Annotated in this window: 16 protein-coding genes; 3 read left to right on the top strand and 13 right to left on the bottom strand. The window is 35.1% G+C overall.

Translation table 11 applies throughout. The annotated features are described in order from the left end of the window. The first annotated feature begins 171 nt into the window (after positions 1-171). Positions 172-780: a hypothetical protein gene (locus K412_RS0113920; RefSeq protein WP_024833685.1), complete on the top strand. Its 609-nt coding sequence runs from the start codon at positions 172-174 to the stop codon at positions 778-780. Between the two features lie 106 nt (positions 781-886). Here K412_RS0113920 and secA read toward each other — a convergent pair whose 3' ends face one another. From secA to K412_RS20820, 3 genes are all read right to left on the bottom strand, one after another. Beyond that, positions 887-3,625, bottom strand: a complete 2,739-nt coding sequence (gene secA / locus K412_RS0113915; protein ID WP_024833684.1) for a preprotein translocase subunit SecA — start codon at positions 3,623-3,625, stop codon at positions 887-889. A 93-nt stretch (positions 3,626-3,718) separates the two neighbouring features. Next, positions 3,719-4,126 carry a hypothetical protein gene (locus K412_RS0113910; RefSeq protein WP_024833683.1) on the bottom strand — a complete coding sequence of 136 codons (408 nt, stop codon included), beginning with the start codon at positions 4,124-4,126 and terminating at the stop codon, positions 3,719-3,721. Between the two features lie 4 nt (positions 4,127-4,130). Then, positions 4,131-4,427 (bottom strand): YerC/YecD family TrpR-related protein, encoded by a 297-nt coding sequence (locus tag K412_RS20820; protein ID WP_034847567.1) that lies wholly within the window; start codon positions 4,425-4,427, stop codon positions 4,131-4,133. A 200-nt stretch (positions 4,428-4,627) separates the two neighbouring features. On the opposite strand from K412_RS20820, the gene K412_RS0113900 reads away from it, so the two are divergent. Beyond that, positions 4,628-6,025, top strand: coding sequence for a hypothetical protein (locus K412_RS0113900; RefSeq protein WP_024833682.1), 1,398 nt, complete (start codon positions 4,628-4,630; stop codon positions 6,023-6,025). Between the two features lie 121 nt (positions 6,026-6,146). On the opposite strand, the gene K412_RS0113895 is transcribed toward K412_RS0113900, so the two are convergent. From K412_RS0113895 to K412_RS0113855, 9 genes are all read right to left on the bottom strand, one after another. Then, the gene (locus tag K412_RS0113895) at positions 6,147-6,686 is read right to left on the bottom strand and encodes an ECF transporter S component (RefSeq protein WP_024833681.1); all 540 of its coding nucleotides are present in this window, start codon (positions 6,684-6,686) and stop codon (positions 6,147-6,149) included. Continuing rightward, positions 6,687-7,931: a homoserine dehydrogenase gene (locus K412_RS0113890; protein WP_024833680.1), complete on the bottom strand. Its 1,245-nt coding sequence runs from the start codon at positions 7,929-7,931 to the stop codon at positions 6,687-6,689. Positions 7,932-7,965: 34 nt separating this feature from the next. Next, positions 7,966-8,406 (bottom strand): ACT domain-containing protein, encoded by a 441-nt coding sequence (locus K412_RS0113885; RefSeq protein WP_024833679.1) that lies wholly within the window; start codon positions 8,404-8,406, stop codon positions 7,966-7,968. Positions 8,407-8,531: 125 nt separating this feature from the next. Continuing rightward, positions 8,532-10,055, bottom strand: coding sequence for a threonine synthase (gene thrC, locus K412_RS0113880; protein WP_024833678.1), 1,524 nt, complete (start codon positions 10,053-10,055; stop codon positions 8,532-8,534). A 163-nt stretch (positions 10,056-10,218) separates the two neighbouring features. Further along, entirely contained in the window at positions 10,219-11,304 is a 1,086-nt protein-coding gene (locus tag K412_RS0113875; protein WP_024833677.1) for a patatin-like phospholipase family protein, read from the bottom strand. 155 nt (positions 11,305-11,459) lie between these two features. Beyond that, positions 11,460-12,587 (bottom strand): tetratricopeptide repeat protein, encoded by a 1,128-nt coding sequence (locus K412_RS0113870; protein ID WP_024833676.1) that lies wholly within the window; start codon positions 12,585-12,587, stop codon positions 11,460-11,462. Between the two features lie 33 nt (positions 12,588-12,620). Further along, positions 12,621-13,895, bottom strand: a complete 1,275-nt coding sequence (locus K412_RS0113865; protein WP_024833675.1) for a bifunctional folylpolyglutamate synthase/dihydrofolate synthase — start codon at positions 13,893-13,895, stop codon at positions 12,621-12,623. Positions 13,896-13,992: 97 nt separating this feature from the next. Further along, on the bottom strand, positions 13,993-14,577 hold the full coding sequence (locus K412_RS0113860; protein WP_024833674.1) for a hypothetical protein: 585 nt from the start codon (positions 14,575-14,577) through the stop codon (positions 13,993-13,995). A 250-nt stretch (positions 14,578-14,827) separates the two neighbouring features. Then, positions 14,828-16,180, bottom strand: coding sequence for a glucose-6-phosphate isomerase (locus K412_RS0113855; protein WP_024833673.1), 1,353 nt, complete (start codon positions 16,178-16,180; stop codon positions 14,828-14,830). A gap of 221 nt (positions 16,181-16,401) precedes the next feature. Between K412_RS0113855 and K412_RS0113850 the strand changes: the two genes are divergently transcribed. Next, complete coding sequence (locus tag K412_RS0113850; RefSeq protein WP_024833672.1) at positions 16,402-16,632, top strand: alpha/beta-type small acid-soluble spore protein; 231 nt, start codon at positions 16,402-16,404, stop codon at positions 16,630-16,632. A 105-nt stretch (positions 16,633-16,737) separates the two neighbouring features. Here K412_RS0113850 and pheT read toward each other — a convergent pair whose 3' ends face one another. Then, entirely contained in the window at positions 16,738-19,119 is a 2,382-nt protein-coding gene (gene pheT / locus K412_RS0113845) for a phenylalanine--tRNA ligase subunit beta (RefSeq protein WP_024833671.1), read from the bottom strand. Positions 19,120-19,121 lie beyond the last annotated feature (2 nt).

Raw genomic sequence — 19,121 nt, 5'->3', positions numbered from 1 at the left:
TTAAACTAACCATAATAATTATACCACAATAAGAATATAACAATTTTTATGTTTTTTTCAGTCACAATATGTCTTATTATCCATTGGAACAGCTTGAAATAAACGGGTTTCGGGAAATATAGCGACCTAATTGTATTTTAGTGATACAATGTATATACGAGGTGGTAATAAATGGAATATACAGAAGACAAAGCAAATTCCTTAACAGGTATACTTAGAAAAGCGGGACTATTGTCCATAGATTTAATTTACAGGATAAACTATAAGCTTCTATTTGGTTCAAACCTCTACTATAGACATAGAATTTCATCCTTTAGGTCCTGTGTTTTTTGCCGCAATCTGCACTACAACAAGACCATAAAAAAATACGTTTGTTCATATAAGGAATATGAAGCCAGCAGCTCACTTGTTCCCTGTATTATTCCCGATACATATTCAAAGCTGGTTAAAACATATAGTGAAGAGGCCTTTGAAATACCCTGGCTTTTTAAAAAACCCTGTTTCAATTTTGACGTATTGGAGCCCAAACGTTACTATCGGAATTTCCTTTCTCTGAATATGACAAACAGTATTATCAAATTGGAAACTCTTGAAGGAATATTAACTGGCAAATGTTATGGAGAAATTCCATGTCATATATGTGCCTTGGTAAATAAAGATACTTACACAGGATGCCGGTATGCCACCCGAGCCAAGGAAGCAGGCAGGTGCAGTATTATTTATGATAATCTCAAGAAATACTATGCAAGTTATGATTCTTCTATGGCCAATGTTTCCTAAAATCTTTAATTTACATTTTACGCCTAACCCCTATTAGTGCTTAAAAATAAAATAACTCAACTTCTAACATAGAAGTTGAGTTATTTTATTTATATAATACGTGTTATTATTCACCTTGACCACAGCAGAATTTATACTTCTTTCCGCTTCCACATGGGCACAAGTCATTTCTTCCAACCTTCCCCTTGTTTACAACAGGTTTCTTAGGTTCGTCACCATGACTTGCTGCAACAGGTTCTGCAACCTTTTCACGTTGCGGCGCATGTTCCCTGTCAATTCTTGCTCTTACCAGTAATCTAATAGAATCTTCCTGAATGCTCTTAATCATATCTTCAAACATCTGGAATCCTTCAAACTTATATTCAACAACAGGATCTCTCTGTCCGTATGCTCTCAAACCTATTCCTGACCTTAGTTGATCCATTGCATCTATATGATCCATCCATTTTTCATCAACAACCCTGAGAAGTACTACTCTCTCCAACTCTCTCATTAATTCAGGAGTGTTTTCCATCTCTTTGAATTCATATATCTTATTAACAATTTCCATGAGTTTTTCTTTAATGTCTATCTTATCCATGGAAGCCTTTTCTTCGTCGGTCAGAACAAGAGCACCCTGCGGAAGGAACACACTCTCAAGATAAGCTATTATACTTGGCCAATCCCAAGCATCGGAATATTCACTTTCTGTACAGTAGTTTGCTATAACACCATCTATAACGCTTTCAAACATTTTTAAGAAGTAATCTTTCAGGTTGTCACCATCTAAAACTGTCTGCCTTTGAGCGTATATGATTTCCCTCTGCTTGTTCATAACATCATCATACTGCAGAACTCTCTTACGTATGTCAAAGTTTCTTCCTTCAACTTTCTTTTGAGCATTTTCAATTGCATTTGAAAGCATTCTGTGTTCTATAGGCTGATCATCCTCAAGTCCAAGGGCATTAACTATATTGGTTAACCTTTCTGAGCCGAAAAGTCTCATCAAATCGTCTTCCAATGAAATGTAAAATCTTGATGAACCCACATCTCCCTGACGACCAGCACGACCTCTCAACTGATTGTCTATACGTCTGGACTCATGTCTCTCAGTACCTATAATGTGCAAGCCTCCTGCTTCCACAACCTTTTCTCTCTCTTTATTTATAATAGCCTTAAATTTGTCATTTAATTTTCTGAACTGCTCTCTTGCCTCAAGAATAAGCTCATCATTTGTATCGTTAAAGCTGGTTGACGCATTTATAAGTTCCTCGTCATAACCCATCTTACGCATTTCCTGTTTTGCCATATACTCAGCGTTACCGCCAAGAACTATATCTGTACCTCTACCTGCCATGTTAGTTGCAATAGTTACAGCTCCAAGTTTTCCAGCCTGAGCAATAATCTCTGCTTCCTTGTCATGATACTTTGCATTCAATACCTGATGTGGAATTCCCCTTCTTTTCAGCATAGTGCTTAGGAATTCGGATTTTTCAATAGATATTGTACCAATAAGTACTGGCTGACCTTTTTCATGGCACTGTACTACATCTTCTATAACTGCATTAAATTTACCCATTTCGTTTTTATAAACAACATCCGGATAATCTTTTCTTGCCATTTCCTTGTTTGTAGGAATAATGATTACATCCAGTTTATATATTGTGTTAAACTCGTCTTCTTCAGTCTGGGCTGTACCAGTCATACCTGCCAGTTTATTGTACATTCTGAAGTAGTTCTGGAATGTAATCGTTGCAAGTGTTTTACTTTCTCTTTCTACCTTTACGCCTTCTTTTGCTTCTATTGCCTGATGGAGACCGTCACTGTAACGTCTTCCATACATAAGTCTACCTGTAAATTCATCAACAATGATAACCTCTCCATTATTAACCACATAGTCCTTGTCTCTTTTCATAAGACCATGTGCTTTTAATGCCTGATTAATGTGGTGAGAAATTGTCATATTTTCAGGGTCGGATAAGTTCTCTATACCAAAATACTGCTCCGCCTTTTTTATACCATTTGCTGTAATTACAGTTGTATGTGCTTTTTCATCGACAATGTAATCTTCGTCAAAGACTTCATCAGCATCAACTTTATCATCCATCTGAGTAATTACTTTTGCTTTTAACGTTGAAGCAAAGGAATTTGCTCTTTTGTATAAGTCAGTAGACTTATCACCCATACCTGAAATAATAAGAGGTGTTCTAGCTTCATCTATGAGGATGGAGTCGACTTCGTCTACTATGGCATAGTTCAATTCTCTTTGAACTCTGTCTTCCTTGTATATAACCATGTTATCTCTTAAATAATCAAAACCAAGCTCGTTATTTGTACAGTAAGTTATATCACAGTTATATGCTGCACGTCTTTCCTCATTTTCCATATCATGCACTATAAGACCTACAGTCAATCCCAAGAAGGTATATATTTTACCCATCCACTCACTGTCACGTCTTGCAAGGTAATCATTTACGGTAACTACATGAACTCCTTTTCCTGATAGAGCATTGAGGTATACAGGCAATGTTGCAACAAGGGTCTTACCTTCACCTGTTTTCATTTCTGAAATTCTTCCCTGATGCAGTACTACACCGCCTATGAGCTGAACTCTGAAGTGTCTCATACCCAAAACTCTTCTTGACGCCTCACGAACTACAGCAAAAGCTTCCGGCAAAATGTCATCCAAAGTCTCACCATTGGCAAGACGTTCTTTAAATTCAGGTGTTTTCGCCTTGAGCTCTGCATCTGTTAATTTCTGTATCTCCGGCTCAAATGCCTCGATTTTATCAATAATAGGGTAAATCCTTTTTAATTCTCTGTCACTATATGACCCAATAATTTTTTCTATAAAATTTTTAACCATGTCCTAATCCTCCATAACCCGAAACGGGAAATATTTTTATAAATATGACCGCACAAAATTAACCCCATATTTGTGGGGTAATTATTAAATTCATCAGCAAATAGGCGGTGAGGAATCAGATTGGCTAATCAAAAGCCTTCTCGAAGAAAATTTTTTATTATTTATATTTGAATTATAATAAACTAATACCAAAAGACATAGGATAGCAATGGAAATAGGCATCAGCAATGCTATTTCCCAATGTCTGTTGTTATTTGGCATTTCCTCATTTATAGCATCTGCGGAAATTGCCTTAAAAAATGAAAGAGGTGTTCCTTTTCTAATTAAAGAGTCCTCTTTTTGCGATTCTAAAACAGAAACAGCACTTCTGCTTTCCTGAAGCATATCAAGATGTGTAAGATTCACCAAATATAAATCATATAAATCCGCAGCATTATAAACCCCATTTTCAGAGGCTAATGCAGATAATATGATTATACTTAAAACAAGTTTCTTAAACATTCATTTACCCATCTTTCTCTTGCATTCTATCAAGTACGGTATTATAACCATCAGCACCATAAACAAGACATCTGTTTACTCTGCTTATTGTTGCCGTACTGGCTCCGGTTTGCTCACAAATTTCTGTATAGGTTCTCTTTTCTCTTAACATTTTCGCTACCTGAAGCCTTTGTGCCAAAGCCTTAAGCTCTGCAATAGTACAAAGATCTTCAAAAAAATTATAACATTCTTCTCTATCCTTTAAAAGTAAAATTGCATCAAATAAACTGTCTGTATGTTCATCCCTTAATTTGGAATTCATAGTTAAACTCCTCAACTTATTAAAGCAAAAATATTCTGCATAAATTATTTTATTATAAAGATACAATAACAGCTTTTTATAAATCAGTCAAGGTTCTACAAATGCTACTTATTCTCATTAATCCAATTCTATAATCACAGATAAATGAATAACTATATATTGTGTCAAGGGTATTTACCGAAGTTTATAAGGAGGAACATATGAATCGGCTTATTATGATAACTAATAAACAGAAACTTTTAATACTGGCTATATCACTTATATTTATTATACTATCTGCTGCCTTAGTTTCAATGCTGGAATTTCCAAAAACTTCAATAAATGATACTCCCATAAAATCACAGAACCTTTCCGATTCTCAAAGGGAAAACAAGCGGTTGAAGGAAATTTTATCCTCCATTGTTCCCAAAGCTAATAAAATTCTATATGAAGATGATTTCCGAAAAGCAAGTGATTCAAAAAATCTGGCTGGTGCTGCTGATGTCAAACCTGCAAACATACAGAATTCAGGGGATTCACTTTCTTATAATACAATTTATTCTGATGATGAGTATTTAAGGCCGATATATGTGAATTCGTGGAAACAAGCTTATTATCGTGGGTGGCTGTACCTCCCTCGTAAAGTAATCTATGCAAGGCATAATTTATTTGCTTATACAGGAAATGCCACAGATATTTTAGATATAGAAGGAGAATTGGGATTCCATCCTAACATATCCATAAGTAACGAAAACTATTTGAATTTCCTTATTTACAATTTTGATTTAGAAAATGCAGTTAAGCAGGATAATCGGATTGTCTTTTTAGGAAAACCTTTAAAAAAGGGCGTCCAGATAGTTGCCATAAAAAAAGAGGATATAAGTAATTATGAAAATTATAACAATATAATAGTTCAGCTTTGCACTCCGGCGGGATATGAACTGGATTATCAAAATGTAGTTTTAAGTAATAATGGAAATATAATAGAAGATTATGGGATTGATGATGATACTGTGTTAACATATTCAAAAAATAACCAAGACTTAACCAAGCAAAATATCCAGTTGCGTCAGGAATTGACACACTATATTTCAGATTCCTCTCAGGAAATCTATTTTCAACAAACCGGAAGCTATCAGACTTCTGATGTCCTTTATTCAAATATAGATATAGAAGACAGCTTTAACAGCTCTAAGCTTCTAAGTCATAAACTTCTTTACAATAACTTGAAATACAAAAGTCCGGTATACCATCCTGACTGGAAAAAAAATTACGACCTTGAATGGTGCTACTTGCCAAGAAAAATATATCTTAATATGAAAGAAATTTTTGTATTGCCTTCAGATATTGATGTTCTTAACGACTTGTATGGCGAACTTGGCTTTTTTGAAAAGAGTCCTTCCATAAATAAAAAAGATGTTGGATTTTTTATAAGGAACTTTTCTGTTGATTCTGTACATTTGTTTGAAAACAATATTATTGTTACTGGTACTCCTTGTAGAAAAGGAGTACAGATAATCAGTATTCCTAAAACTAATTTAGCGAAAAACACAGATTATGCAGTCAGACTAGTTACAAATGACCTATACGAAATTGATGCTGACGTATTGAAAAATTAAAAAACTGCATTAGGACTGCTTCAATGGTATAAATTGTATCAATGATTGCTATAAAGCTTCCATTGATACAATTTATACTCCTAAGTACAAGTTACTGAAGATATAAATTAAATCAACCTATTCAACGTAATAAATTTTTAACTGCTTTTGTCCTATATAGTACAGCAAGAAAAATCAATGCAAGAACTGCACTAAGAGCTCCCTGAATCAAATTTCCGGGAAGGTCTGCAATAATACTTGCCATACCAAGGTCACGGTTAATGGCTTTCATAACTGTGGCTTGATAAACAAAATACCCCAGAACCATTTCCAGTCCACCAGCTGCAACAGCGACTACCTGTCTCAGGCGGGATGGAACGCCATTTTTACTATTGCCGATTACCCCTATTATATATCCCTCAATACCTTTGATTATCAAGGTTGCCGGAGCATATATATAATAACCTGCCACAATATCGGCTAGTGCTGAGCCGACTCCACCTGCAATACATCCTACTCTTCTTCCTAAAAGAATAGCAGCAATCATTATAGCCGCATCTCCTATATTATAGTATCCCTGAGTCATTGGACTCGGAATCTGTAAAAACGGAGTGAAGGTTATAATAAAAACAATAGATGTCATTAATGCACATAGTACTAATTTTTTTGTGGAAATTCTCATTTATCCTTCAATCCTTATTCTGTTTAATACTGTAATGTCCGGTATGGATTCAAGCTTGTCAAGCTTTGCGTTGAAATCTCTTTCTGTTGTTTCGCCGCTTATAAATGCAAACTCATTATCCTTTGATTTAGAATGTAATTCTACAAATTCAGTTTCTCCGAATATTGATAGAACGTTCTTCTTAGTATCTGCTATATTCTTAGCAGTTACCCTTACCAAAAATCTCGTAGAACTTTCTTCCACTGGAAGTACATTGTTTTCCTCAGTCCTCACCCATACCCCTGTAGTTACGGAATCCGGATGTTTTGCTATATCAATTACATCGGCTACAACAGCACTTGCAGTAGGCAATTTTCCAGCCCCTCTTCCATAGAACATTGCATCTCCTACCGCATCACCATTAACAACAATGGCATTAAAAACATCTTCAACATTTGCAAGAGGATGTTCGCTAGTTACTATGGCAGGTGATACCCGTGCAAATATCTTATCGTTTATCTTTTTGCTAACTGCAATTAATTTAATAACACCGCCTATGGCCTCGGCATATTTCATGTCATCAACAGTTATCTTTGTTATACCTTCTGAATATATATTTTCAGAATCAACAAATTCATTATATGCAATGGAAGATAAAATGGCAATTTTTCTGCAGGTATCGTGACCTTCAACATCAGCTGTAGGATTCTGCTCTGCATAACCATTTTGCTGTGCTTCCTTTAGTGCAGTTTCAAAGCTTTTGCCTTCTTTTTTCATTTGGGTCAGTATATAGTTTGTAGTACCGTTTAGTATACCTGTTATACCATTTATCTCATTTGCTGCCAAACATTGGTTCAAAGGACGAATAATAGGAATACCGCCACCAACACTTGCTTCAAACAGGTAGCTAACACCTTTCTCTTTTGCCAATTGCAGCAACTCAGGTCCATGGGTTGCAACAAGCTCCTTATTGGAAGTTACAACACTTTTACCTGCCATAAGAGCTCTTTTTGTAAATTCATGAGCAATCTTTGCTCCACCTATTGTTTCTACTACAATACTAACTTCACTATCATTAAATACATCATCCGCATTTTTTGTAAGAACATCCTTATCAGGACTGTCAGGAAAATCTCTTATATCTAATATCCATTTTACTTTTATATCTGTGCCTGCACGCTGTCTTATGCTTTCACTATTTTTCTTAATAACCTCTGCAACACCGGAGCCAACAACTCCGTATCCTAGAATAGCAACATTAACCATAAAAACCCTCCTGCAATAAATACATTTTGTTACATTACCTTGCTAATATTTCACTTTTTCTGACACCTTCAACCTTGTTAATCTCTGTTAAAAGATTTTGAATATCTATTTTCATATTCATAGTTTCAATAGAAATTGTCACATCCGCCAATCCATTGATAGGTATGTTCTGGTTTATTGTCAGTATATTTGCACTGGCCGAAGCAATTTTGTTTATAATACTTGAAAGAATTCCCGCAAAGTCTTCTACAACGAAAAATAACGTTATGACCTTACCCCTTGATGTCTCATTAAAAGGGAAAACATAATCTTTGTATTTGTAGTAAGCACTTCTGCTAATTCCTACTTCTTTAACTGCATCATTAACAGTTTTTATTTTACCTAGACTTAGAATCTTTTTAACTTCTATAACTTTTGAAAATATGTCAGGCAAAATAAATGAATCAACTAAAAAAAATGTAGATTCTTGTTTCATATTTTCTCCTGTCCGCGTGATACGTACAATTGTGTTTCCTTGGTGTAATGTTAGCATATTTTTTATTTTAATGCAACTAAAAAAGCACTAATCATACAAGATTAGTGCCTTTTTTTATTAAACATTTATTTTGCTGTTTTGATATTTTCTTGGATATTTAACGCATCCTTAACCATATCAATCATGTTTACCGGTTCACAGAAGCCCTTGTGAAGAACAGGCTTTTTATCCAATTCCCTTAATGGATTAGGAATTTTAAGACCAGCCATTTCAGACAATACAGAAAGCAGCTCAAATTCAGTCTTTCCTTTAACCGCCTCTTCTCCCGCAATTGCCTTCACAACACTCTCGTTAAACTTAAATGGACTTGCTGTAGAAACAATAACGGCTTTTGAAACATCGCTTGTAGAGATAACGTATTTGTCGTATACATCCACTGCAACCGCAGTATGGGTGTCAACTACATACCCTGTCTCCTGATAAACACTTTCAATTGTTTTTAATGTATCACTATCATTTGAGTAACCTGCCCAGAATATATTCTGGATTTTCTTTTTGGTATCTTGGTCTACAGTATATGAACCTTCATTCTTAAGCTTGTTCATCCACTCGCAAACCTTTCCGGCATTATCGTCAGTTATAAGATACAAAAGACGTTCTAAGTTACTTGAAATGAGAATGTCCATTGATGGAGACAAAGTCTTTTTGAATTCTCTGTTTTTATTATATTCCCCTGTATTAATAAAGTCTGTCAGTACATTGTTGTCATTTGAAGCACAAATAAGCTTGTTAATAGGCAAGCCCATCTGCATAGCATAATATGCGGCCAGAATATTACCAAAATTACCTGTAGGAACGACAAAATTAATTTTTTCCCCAGCTTTAATTTCACCATTCTTTATCATATCAGCATATGCTGAAAAATAGTAAACTATTTGTGGTACCAATCTGCCCCAGTTTATTGAGTTTGCTGATGAAAACTTGTATCCGTGTTCTTCCATTAATACAGATACATCCTCATCTCCAAATATTCTTTTAACACCATTCTGAGCGTCATCAAAATTGCCATTTACGGCTATAGCGTGTACATTGCTGCCCTCCTGGGTAACCATTTGCATTTTCTGTACCTGGCTGACGCCTTCGCTTGGGAAAAATACTATAATTTTTGTCCCATCTACATTCTTAAATCCTTCAAGAGCAGCTTTTCCTGTATCTCCTGAGGTTGCTACCAAAATTACTATCTCTTCTTTTTCCCCTGTCTTCTTAAGTGCTTTAACAAGAAAATGTGGAAGTATTTGCAGAGCCATATCTTTGAATGCACTTGTAGGCCCATGCCACAGTTCCAGTATATTTACAGAATCATATAGCTTATGCAAAGGAGCAATATCATTACTTTCAAATTTCTCTGCAGTATAAGCCTTGTTTACACACTCTGAAAGTTCCTCGGGAGTATAATCGTCCAAATAACCTTCCAGTATTTTAATCGCTCTTTCCTGATAACTCATTTCACTCATGAGAGCTATTTGCTCAAGACTAAACTGAACTGTTTTTTCAGGTACAAACAGACCTCCGTCTGCAGCAATACCTCTTTTTATAGCTTCAGCTGCACTCACACTTCTGCAACTTCCTCTTGTGCTTCGATATAACATTTTTACCTCCTGCCAAATACCCAACCATATGTTATTTATGAGATATATTCTTTATTCTTTAGTGCTTTAGTTTTCTTATTCTCATTAAACTTAATAATATAATAAAAATCGAAAAAAAGCAACGAAGCTGTTAACATTAATATAACAATTAGAACATTTTACCTTAAATTCTCCATCCTCTGTTTTTTTTCTGCATACTGATAAAAAGCTTCTGAACAGCCAATTTACCTTGATTATAGAGGTAAAGAGATTCTTCGGCAGATATATCAAAATCCAAAAAAGAGATTTCTCCGGTATTTATATGAGCAATATTATCTATGTTGTAGGAGTTTTTGGGAACTCCTGTGTCATGGGAAGAATGTAGTAATTTTTTTAATATATGTTCTGCCGAACTCAGGCCTTTTGGTTCCTTGCCTTCCAGTTTAAGTCCTATAATTACATTGTTATCTGTGCTTTCAATGAGCCAAACCGGAAAATTATCAAGAACACCCCCATCTATTATGTAATGAGTTTTAGGCTTGTTTTCCGCATCTTTATAATCAATTGTAACCGGGTCGAAAACAAAAGGTATGCATGTACTCATCCTTACCGCCTTTGCAACCTCCAGTTTATCAGGGTCAACATTATATAGTGCCATATCATCTGGAAGAACAATAACTTTACCTGTATTGGCATCAACCGCAGTCATTCGTACTTTGTATCCTCTGGGATTAACCTTATCTGCTATTCCTCCCCTGAAATCACTGAAGGTGCGTATTCCTTTGTTGGCAAGGAGCTGAGCAACCCAGCTTTCCATTAGTTCACCATTCAAAAATGCATTCTTTTTACTGAATGCAATTAGATTTACAAGAAGGTTTCCTCTGGAACCCACAAAGTCTTCCTTGGACCTTCTAACAAGATTTAATTCTGTGTAATCCTGGCGGTGGAGCAAAGTATCCATATCACTTTCATTAAGAACTTTTTTTTCCTGCTCTATACTTCTCATACTATTAGCAATAGAAATATCCATTGTTATCTCTCTGCCATATGTTAATGAACTAAAATCAAACTCCTTCATAATCTTGCCTAATTCCCTTGACGTATATCCCGCTCCGATAAGTGCTCCCACCAGTGCACCTGCTGAAACACCTGCAATATTGCCTATTCTTTTATATTTTTTTTCAATTTCCTCATATGCTCCAACAAATGCGATACCTTTTATTCCGCCTCCGCTAAGTACAAGATTTACTATTCGGCTTCTTTTATTCATATATACATATCCCTCAATAAAAAACTATCTAAAGTATATATATTATGACAGGAAGTTAAATAGTATATTGTACATACCATCACTACATGTACAAATTACAGCTGTAAAAAAGCACTTTTACACGTGGTGTAAAGTGCCTTATAAACACGTACATGTTATTGTAATGACTCCAGTCTGCTTCTAGCATATTTTATATAAGATGAATTGGGATATTCACTAATTAGTTTTTTATATGCTTCTGCTCCCTTTTGAGGCTCATTGTTTGCCACATAACTTTTACCTAGTACGTAAAGAGCTTTGTCTCCAAAAGACCATTTTTCTCCGTAGGTAAACACCTTTTCAAGCTTTTGAATTGCCTCTTTGTACTTCTTCTTATTAAAGAGACTTACTCCCTCTGTAGTTAATTGGTTTGCTGCATTTTTCATTACATTATCTTTGATAGAATCATATTTCTTTTTATTATCTGCAGATAACTCCTTTGCCGGTATAGCTAAAAGCTTGTCTGCAGCTTCAATATATTTGTATTGTCCATATAATCCCGATACCTGAGATAACTGTGAAGACAGCTGTATTTGCTTTAATTTCAAATTAGCTGCATCCAAATCTTTCTTGAGTTTTTCATTTTGAGCTACTACCTTGTCGTATTTCTCATTTAACTCAGTATTTACAGTTGTATCCGGTCCTCTTTCATCGCTACGAGTATTTTTATAATTCACTGCAAAAAAAGCTATTGCAGCTATAAGGCATAAAACACTTAAAATGTTTATGGTTACGGCAACAGAAGGTTTCGCTAAATATGAACCTATACCTTTGATTAGTACATATTCTGCTTGTACTTCTTCGTTAGAAGGCTTCTTTGGTTTTGAAATTCTGTTTTTGGGATTAGGCTTTTGTGGATTTACTTCAGCTTTTACTGTTTTAGTATTGCCGCTGCTCTTTCCAGAAGTACTCCCTCTGCCTATATAACTTAAATATTCTGCTGCTTTAACTGAATTGCCTTCAGCATCTGCGACTCTGCCAAAAAGTTCTTGTGCCTTATCTATCTGATTTGTATACGCATAACATAGGCCCAGTAAATTAACCGCATCATAAAAATCAGGATTAACTGAAATGACCTTCTTCAGTTCAATCATAGCTATATCTTCACTGCCTGTACGCAGATTTTCTATAGCTTTATTATACACTTTTACAGAGTCTATTACCTTTTCGGACACGTTCTTTTCCTGGGATAGTTTTTCTATGTCAATAGGAGTATAACTTCTGATTTCCTGTTTCAAATCCATAACAAAAGCTCCCTTCAAAGTATTTTAATTTTTTTATTTATAATGTCCTCTTATTTCTCCAATCATATAAAGTGAACCAAAAGCACAAATGACACTTTCTTTATCCGCAATACCAACTGCAATCTGTAACCCATTTTCAATGCTCATTCCATCTATTACATTCTCAGAGTACATCTTTAAAATTTGAGCCAGTTCAGCGGATGGTATGGCTCTCTCATTATTGGGAGTAACGGTAATAATAGTATCTGCTTTACTGCTCAACATATCCATTATTCCTTTAAAATCCTTATCACGTAAAAATCCTACAATAAAGATCTTTTTCTTTTGAGTAAAATACTTATCAATTGCGGAATTCAGAGCCTGACCACCCTCAAGGTTATGTGCACCATCTATCATAATTAAAGGGTTTTTGCAGATTATTTCCAACCTGCCGGGCCAAACAGTTTTTCTCAAACCATCCAATATATTCCTATGTGTAATAGCAAATCCTTTATTACGTAAAAGTTCACAAGTATCAATTGCAACAACAGCATTTCTGATTTGGTGATCACCCAATAAACCGATTTTTATGTTTTCATAGTCTTTATAATCAAATATCTGTCCTTCTAAACCAAAAGATTTTTCGGATATAGTTGAAAAATCTACATAATGTACTTTTGCGTTTTTATCTTTAGCAACTTTGTTTATTACTTCTTCGGCTTCTTTCTCCTGAGGATAAAGCACCACCAACCCATTTTGCTTTATTATACCTGCTTTATGGAACGCAATCTCCCCAAGAGTATCTCCTAATCTATCTGTATGATCCATACTTATTGTAGTAATAACCGATACTTCCGGCAAATCTATTACATTAGTAGAATCTACAATACCTCCAAGGCCTACTTCCAATACAACAAATTCACATTTTTTTATGTAAAAATACTCCATAGCAGCAGCCGTTATAATTTCAAATTCTGTGGGATGTTCAAATCCACTGCTTACCATTTCTTCAACTTTTCCCTTTATTTTTAAAACCAGCTCAGCCAGTTCATTATTTGATATCTCAGTATTGTCAACTTTAATTCTTTCTGTAAATCTTTGAATATACGGAGATGTAAACATGCCTGTCCTGTATCCAGCCTCAATTAAAATGTTGCTGATAAATGCTGTAGTAGAACCCTTGCCATTTGTTCCAGCAACATGGATGAACTTTAGCTTTTTATGGGGATTACCCATTAAATCCAAAAGTTTGGTAATTCTGTCAAGTCCGAATATACTGCCAAACTTTAGGGTACCATGTAAATATTCCAATGCAGCTTCATAATTCATGGTAAACCTCCAAATATTATTACGTATAGCCAAATATATATAAATTAACAATAGCAGTTTTTTTATACACAGTCAATGTGAAACGGTAAGGAGCTTGTTACAGTATGTTTTCATCCAACATACTTTTTAATTCTTCAAAACTTTTTGAAGTATTTATTCCCATACTTCCGAGCATTATATGATCAAAAATAACCATACTGCACTTGTTACTACGTTCTTCTTCATCTTCTTTAGAAAAGGTTTCTAAATCACTAAATCCCCTTGAAATATAGTACCTTACTCCATACTCAGGAATCATTTCTGTGAATTGTTCATTTCTCCAAATGTTTTCGTCAGCTAAAATATAGATTTTCAAGCCCTCAACTTTTTTACTCTCAATGGGAACAGATAAGAATGAACGTTTTTTGTCGTAATGAACCTTGTTTACTATATAGTTCATATTCAGATTCTCTAAAGCAGCTGTCAGACGTCCAAGTAAGTAAATCTTTTTATCCTCATCCAAAGTCATCAGTGAACTGTCTATTTCAACAATTATATTTTCATTGCCTTTAAGTGCTGATATTATTTTATTACTGACACTTTTGTTGTCCGTTTTTTTGGAGGAGTACGATATTGTAAAATCAGATATTGCACCTTTTACTTTTTTGTTTTCCGATATTTTTAGCTTTATTGATTTATCCATTGTAATCTCCTTAATGTCCTATTATTGCTTAAATTATATACTTAGCTTTAAACAATGTGAATATACTTTAGATACTTAACAAAAAAGGCTGCTGCAAAAGGAAAAATCCCCCTGTTTCAACCCAGGCACTCTAGTATCAAATCATATCAATGATTATTTTCAATCTTTCATTGATGTAATTTATACTACCAGTACAGGCTAAAACTACTTTTGCAACAACCCTTTGATTTAGAGTTAAAATTTATATAATTTACTTACCAAGTCTTGCTTCCAGTTCTTTCTTTTGCTCCTCATATCCAGGCTTACCAAGGAGAGCAAACATATTTTTCTTGTATGCCTCAACACCTGGCTGGTTAAACGGATTTACAGCAAGAAGATACCCGCTTATTCCACAAGCCTTTTCAAAGAAGTATACAAGGTTTCCGAAGTAATATTCATTAAGTTCAGGAACATTAATAATAAGATTAGGAACTCCGCCATCTGTATGTGCAAGGAGTGTTCCTTCAAAAGCTTTATTGTTAACAAAAGCCATTTCTTTTCCTGCAAGGAAGTTAAGACCATCAATATTGTCCTTATCTTCCTTTATTGTTATGCTTTTCTTAGCCTTACCAACATTTATAACAGTCTCAAAAAGGTTCCTCAAACCATCCTGTACATATTGTCCCATTGAATGGAGGTCTGTTGTGAAATCAACTCCTGCAGGGAAAATGCCCTTCTGATCCTTTCCTTCACTTTCTCCGTAAAGCTGCTTCCACCATTCTGTAAAGAAATGAAGTGATGGCTCATAGTTAACCATAATTTCAATAGTTTTATTCTTGTTATAAAGTACGTTTCTTGCAGCTGCATATCTGTAACAATCATTGTTTTTAAAATCAAAGTCCTTGTACTGGTTGTATGCGTCAAGAGCTCCCTTCATAATCATGTCAATGTCTGCACCGCATACAGCAATTGGCAGAAGTCCAACAGCTGTCAGAACTGAAAATCTGCCGCCTACATCATCAGGTATTACAAATGTCTCGTAGCCTTCTTCATCAGCAAGTTTCTTTAAAGCTCCCCTTGCCTTGTCTGTAGTAGCATATATTCTTTTCTGTGCTTCCTGCTTGCCATACTTGTTTTCCATGTATTCCTTGAATATTCTGAAAGCAACTGCAGGTTCAGTTGTTGTACCTGATTTTGATATAACATTTACCGATACTTCCTTTCCTTCTATTAATTCCAATAGGTCAGAAAGGTAAGTTGAACTGATATTGTTTCCTACAAAGTATATTTCAGGAGTTTTTCTTTTATCTTTTGGCAGCATATTGTAAAAAGAATGTGAAAGAATTTCTATTGCTGCTCTTGCCCCAAGGTATGAACCACCAATTCCGATAACTATCAGCACATCAGAATCGGATTTTATCTTTTCAGCTGACTTTTTTATACGTGCAAATTCATCTTTATCGTAATTTAATGGCAAATCAACCCAACCCAGAAAATCATTTCCTGGGCCGTTTTTTTCGTGAAGCATTTTATGTGCCTGTTCTACGTAGCCTTCGAAATAGTTAATCTCGTAATCGCTTACAAAGCTGGAAGCTTTGGAGCTGTCAAATGTTACTCTTTCCATAAGTATCCTCCTAAATTGCTCTTTTATGCTAAAGAATTTTATCTTTACTAGTATAACATTTGGGACTAGCAAATAAAAGTTTTATTTCCTTTTTTTATAATAAAATGAAATATTTTTTGAAGCAAATCTAGTAATATTTGCATGTAAAAAAATCTGCGTTGTTGATAAAAATACATTTAAACGGAATATTTCCGTTAATAATATAAAAAAGGAGAATTATTATGTCGAGACCTAAAACACCACTTGTGGAAGGCAGCAGGGAAGCTCTTACCAGGTTTAAGATGGAATGTGCTGCTGAAATAGGCAGAACACAGTTTACCAAAGAGAACAACGACCACTATAAGGGCGATTTAACAGCAAGACAGAACGGCTCTGAAGGTGGCCCTATCGGTGGACAAATGGTTAAGAGAATGATTGAAGCCTATGAAAATCAATTGAAAAATCAACAATAAAATGTATAAATAAAAACAAGCACATTAGCTGAAAACCAATATAAATAAGGTATTTTGCTAATGTGCTTTAATTTTTAGTAACTGATATCCATAATTACTGAATTCTTATCTGAGTGTATAACCAACTCCAGCCATATAATCCAGCAGACTCTTTGCAAACTCATTTATTTCATCGCTGGAAAGAGTTTTTTCCGCTGAACCGATTACAAACCTGAAGGTCATACTTTTCTTTCCTTCCGGCAAACCTTTTCCGTTGTATATAGTAACAAACTCAAAACCGTTTAGTATCTTTGATTTGAAACCTCTGATGTCCTGCATGAGCTTGTCAAATGTTACACTATTGTCAACCAAGAAACTGTAGTCAAGACGAACTTCCGGATATTTTGACGGTTCCTTGTATTTAACCAGTTTTTGCTCGATGCTCTGAAGAACATCTCTGTTTATCTCAAGCACAGCAATGTTTAATTTTTTACCGATGTTTTTCTTTATCATAGGGTGAACTACCGAAATATATCCCATCAGGTTTCCGTTAAAGCTTACATCCACTGATTTCATAGGATGAACCCAGTTATGTTCACTAGTACTTGCTGTAAACTCTAAATCTACGTTTTTTAAAGTTTTAGCAATAAATGAAAGCATTCCTTTCAATTCATAGAAAAGCTCGTCTTCACTTTTAAGCTTGCTGGCTAGCAAAACACATATATTCTTGTGCTGTTCACACTTATCCTTTGGAGTTGCAGCACTGAATACACTTCCAATTTCAAACAATGAAAAATCGTCATAAGTCTTTTCATTTTTTTCAGCAAATGAAAGCATTCCCGGAACCATGCTATCTCTCAAAGTATTAGAATCATGTGCCTGTGGGTTTAGAACCTTTACCTGTGCATTTGTTTCAATACCTACTCTTGAATTAAAAATATTGTCATACCATATATAGCTGTTGACCTCAGAAGCACCAAACCTTTCTGAAAGTATTTCCTTTACTTTGTGGTCAAGAAGTCTTTCTTCATTATATTGCAGCGGTTTTAAAGCAATATCAAGGGTTTTAGGCTGAATGTTATCATAACCAAAAACTCTTGTTATTTCTTCTATTATATCTACCTTTATAGTTATATCCTTTGTTGCTCTGAAAGTAGGAACTTTTATTCTAAAAGTATCTCCGTCCACGTCAACCTTGAATTCCAAAGCCCGGAGTATCTCAACCATTTTTTCGGTAGATAGAGTGTTTCCGATATATTTGTCAATATACGGTTTGGTTATTTCTATATCAATTGGTTCAAGCTTATTACAATAAACATCCGTTAAGGCTGAAGCAAACTGTATATCAGGCTGCATGTCGCGGAGGAGTTTTACAAACCTTTGAATTGCCTGAACTGTCATATTGGGGTCAAGCATTTTTTCGTACCTTGCACTTGCTTCAGTACGAAGTCCTATTTTTGTTGAGCTTTTTCTGATGGATGAACCCTCAAAAGTAGCTGATTCCAGTAATATTGAAGTGGTATCTTCAAGTACTTCTGAATTTTCCCCACCCATTATACCAGCTATTGCAACAGGCCGTTCCTTTGTACAAATAAGCAGTACATCCTCCGGCAGCTTTCTCTCTACTCCATCCAGTGTTTTAAATGAAGTAGTTTCTTTTGTTGAACGGACTACTATTCCGCTTTCAACCTGTCTGCTGTCAAATGCATGCATGGGCTGTCCCATTTCAAGCATAAGATAATTGGTTAAATCAACCAAGGGAGATATTGACCTCATTCCGCAGTAAAAAAGCCTTACCTTCATATTCAGAGGAGTTTCCAGTTTCTTAACTCCATCAATTTTGAGTCCTGAATATCTAAGGCATTTCTCTGTATCCTCAACACTTATGTCTAGTTTTGCCTTATCCTTGGATCCTTCCAGATTATCAAGGTTCATTGGCTTCAGTTCTCTACCGTAAATAGCTGCTATTTCACGGGCAATTCCATAGTGTCCCCACAGGTCAGGTCTATTAGTAAGGGACTTGTTATCTATCTCAATAATTACATCATCAATGTCAATTATTGATTTAATGTCAGTTCCCGGTGCATAATCACCCTCCAGAACCAAAAGTCCGCTGTGATCATCGCTGATTCCCAACTCTGATGCAGAACACAGCATACCAAAACTTTCAACTCCCACAAGTTTTGCCTTTCCAATTTTTGGTATTTTCTTTACAGAACCACCAATTTTTACCAAAGGTACTAATATTCCTTCTGCCACATTAGGAGCTCCGCAAACAATCTGAATTACACCATCTCCTGAATCTACTTGTGTAATTTTCAACTTTTTGGACTCAGGATGAGGAACTACGCTTAAAACCTTCGCTACAACTACATTTTTTATGTCCTGTCCTACAAACTCCACATTTTCTACTTCAGCTGTGGACATAGTAAACCTATACCATAATTCCTTTATATCAATGCCTTCCAAATCAACATAATCTTTAAGCCAGTTTAATGATATTTTCAACC

The organism is Ruminiclostridium josui JCM 17888 (genome assembly GCF_000526495.1).
Classification (GTDB): domain Bacteria; phylum Bacillota; class Clostridia; order Acetivibrionales; family DSM-1351; genus Ruminiclostridium; species Ruminiclostridium josui.
Note: the sequence above shows the minus strand (reverse complement) of the source record. Positions and strands in the feature narration are given on the sequence as shown.